Below are 3,478 nucleotides of genomic sequence, written 5' to 3' on the forward strand. Positions count from 1 at the left end.
GTCAGCGCCAAAACTGGCGGTAAGTTGGCATTGAACCCGACTGAAGTGACGAACGGTAACCAAACCAAAACCACCAATTACGAACTTGACCTGACAGACGACGCCAAAGCCGAGATTGCCAAAGGCGTGGAGGCAAAAACTGCCGTTGATACTCAAGGCATTGGCTTTGCTGCCGACAGCGGCTCTCCCGTTACCAAAAAATTAGGCGACAGTTTAAACATCAAAGGCGACAACAAAAATATTGAAACCGTGGCAGGTTCGAGTGGTATCAATGTTAAATTGAAAGACCAAATTACGGTTAAAACGGCCAAAGCCGATACATTCAAAGCTGGTGACAGCACCTTGAATTCAGACGGCCTGAAAATCAGCAATGGTGCGAACCCTGTGGAGTTGACCAAATCCGGCCTGAACAACGGCAGCAACAAAATCACCAACGTTGCTAAAGGGACTGCGGACACAGATGCTGTGAACCTCGCTCAACTTAAAGATGCGGCTGCTGCGGCAAGCAACAAAGTTGAAAGCGGCAATGCCAATATCGTCGTTAAGCCTGTAAACAACGCCGATGGCAGCACCACTTACAAAGTGGCAACTGCAGATAAACTGACTGCAGGCAGTTTTACCGCCGGCAACACCGTGGTCAATAACGGCGGCGTGAAAGTCGGCAGTGCTGTGGCACTTGGCAATGACGGACTGAAAGCAGGTAATGTGAGCGTTGGTACAAACGGTATCAATGCGGGCAATCACGCTGTTAAGAATGTTGCCAAAGGCGTAAACGACACCGACGCGGTCAACGTTGCCCAATTGCGCGAGCAAATTGCTGCCGGCGTGAAAACCACCACCGTCGTGGCCGGTAAGAACGTTACCGTCAGCAATAAAGTGAATGGCAATAACACCGAATATACTATAAATGCCGAAAAAACCACCGTGAGCGCAGCTGCCGGTGGGGCGGTTAAAGTAAATGCAGGTACGAAAAATGCCGACGGTGTTACCGATTACGCCGTGGATTTAACCGATGCGGCCAAAGCCGATGTCGCCAAAGGTGTGGCAGCCAAAAACACTGTTGACAACAAAGGCCTGACCTTCAATGCCGACGGCTCGACTACGACAGGCGTCAAAAAATTGGGGGATACCGTTGCCATAAACGGCGATGGCAACATCATCACCAAAGCCGATGCAAACGGTATCCAAATCGGCCTGAACAAAAATCTGAACGTACAGAGTGTGAAAGCAGGTGATACCACCCTCAACAACAGCGGTGTAGCCGTTGGCGGGAACGTTGCGCTGACTCAAAACGGACTTAAGGTGGGTAATGTCAATGTAAGTGCAGGCGGCATTGATGCGGGCGGCAACAAAATCACCCGTGTAGCCCCGGGCGTGGTGGCAGCAGGCAGCACCGATGCTGTCAACGGCGGCCAGCTTTATGCAGTCAATCAAGCGGCCAGGGCGGCGAAAACAGAAGTCGTTGCAGGTAAAAACATAGTCGTTACCGAAAGCCAAGGTGCAAACGGCCAATCTGTTTATCAAGTTGCCACATCCGACAATTTGACTGTCGGCAGCGTAAAAGCAGGAGCGACAACTGTGAACGACCGCGGTATCAGCATTGCCCTGCCCACTGTCCACGATCCGGAAAATGCCGTCAGTCTCAGCCCGGACGGCCTGAATAACGGCGGGCGGCGCATTTCCAACGTTGCGCCCGGCAGGGTAGGTACGGATGCCGTTAACCTGAACCAGCTTGCCGGTTTGGGTAATGCCCTGCAAAACAACATCGACCGGGTCGGTAAGAAAGCTTATTCAGGTGTGGCCGGAGCGATTGCCCAAGGTTCGATTCCCCAGGTTACCCGCCCGGGAGCAACCGGCATCGGCGTCGGCAGCGGTTATTACGGTGGCCAGTCTGCTATGGCCATCGGCGTATCTGCCATGAGCGATGGCGGCAACTGGATTGTCAAAGGCAATTTCTCGGCTAATACCGGCGGACATGTTGGTGTTGGTGCGGGTGCTTTGTATCAATGGTAAGGCCGTCTGAAAGCATCATCTGACCGTCATGAATGATACAACCGACAAGCCGGCGGTATTCACCGACACCCACACCCACCTTGCCGATCCTCTGCTGGCCGTACGGGCGGCAGAGGTCATACGGCAGGCCGATGAAGCAGGTGTGTGCCGCTTTATCGTTCCGTCCGCCAACCGTGGCGACTGGAAGGCCGTATCGGATTTGGTGGCAGACAATATTGTCCCCGCCTTCGGCATCCATCCCTGGTGGGCCGGAGGAGAGGCCGAACGGCAGGATTTGGGCAGACTTGCCGATTACCTTGCCGGACATCCGCAAGCATGGGTGGGCGAAATCGGATTGGATTATCTGCGGGCTTCCGATGAGGCACAGCGGCAGCGGCAACGCGCTTTGCTTGCGGCCCAACTGCAACTGGTCGGCGATTACCGCCGGCCGTTCATTTTGCATAATGTCCGTTCAACTGCGGATTTGCTGGCGTTGTTGAAGCAATATCGGAATCCTTGCGGCGGCATCGTCCATGCCTTTTCCGGCAGCTTGGAAGAGGCGGCGGCATTTTGCAAACTCGGATTGAAAATCGGCATCGGCTCGCTGCTGCTGAACCCGCAGGCAAAAAAAGTCCGCCGCGCCGCCGCCGAACTGCCTTTGGAACACATCGTATTGGAAACCGACAGCCCGTATATGTCGGAAGGCGGCACGCCTGCCGACATATCCCGCATAGCCGAAATCGTCTGCGGCTTGCGCGGCATCGGTTTGCCCGAACTCTCCGCCGTGACCGAACGGAATGTGGACGGATTATTGGCTTTCTGATCAGTAAGGCACAGCAAGGCATTTATTCAATTTAGAAACCTCAACCCTCCAACCTTTGGGAGACGCAATGCACGAATCGACAGCCGCTTCACACCAGGCAACCCGAGCCGCACCATCCGCACACAGACAGGAAGCCGAACCCCGGATTTTTAGGGATGCCGATAAACTTCGGCAAACCAACTCCCCGGATTCCCGCCTGTGCGGGCAGGACGGCGGAAGTCTTTCTTCCTTGAATCCGCCATACGGCAAACAGGCCAAAGAAAACGCCCTATCCTCCAGCATGGGCTGCTTTATGAAGGGCACCTTGGTAAAAAGGCCGGAAGGCTGGACGCCGATAGACGAACTGAAGGTGGGTGATTTGGTGATGTCTCGCCCCGAAAACGGCATCGGCGAGGCCGTACCCAAGCGGGTGGTGAATACCTTCCGTTATGAAGACAAGGAAGTGGTGATGCTGAAGTTTTCCCAATTCCCCGAAAGGAACGGAGGAGGGGGGACCCTGGTTGTTACTCCGAACCACCCGTTTTGCGTGTACGGCGTGGTTACCAACCTGATTCTTGAGCATCCTAAATTCGGTAAGCTCGGCGCCTATTGGAAGGGCTGCGATTACAACAGCAGCGATATGTTCAACGGGCCGGACGGCTGGGAGAAATACGACGCCCTGTC

General features: G+C 54.6%; 3 protein-coding genes. All 3 read left to right on the plus strand.

Translation table 11 applies throughout. The features are described from left to right. Nucleotides 1-2,013, plus strand: a 2,013-nt coding sequence (locus ACTHSL_RS10935; protein WP_440381426.1) for a YadA family autotransporter adhesin, incomplete at its 5' end; no start/stop codon positions are given. Between the two features lie 28 nt (nucleotides 2,014-2,041). Continuing rightward, nucleotides 2,042-2,815, plus strand: a complete 774-nt coding sequence (locus ACTHSL_RS10940) for a TatD family hydrolase (protein ID WP_440381427.1) — start codon at nucleotides 2,042-2,044, stop codon at nucleotides 2,813-2,815. Nucleotides 2,816-3,044: 229 nt separating this feature from the next. Next, nucleotides 3,045-3,478 (plus strand): Hint domain-containing protein (locus ACTHSL_RS10945; RefSeq protein ID WP_440381428.1); only part of this gene is annotated, 434 nt, incomplete at its 3' end.

Origin of the sequence: Neisseria sp. P0008.S010, from assembly GCF_051962715.1 — a bacterium.
GTDB lineage: Bacteria > Pseudomonadota > Gammaproteobacteria > Burkholderiales > Neisseriaceae > Neisseria > Neisseria elongata.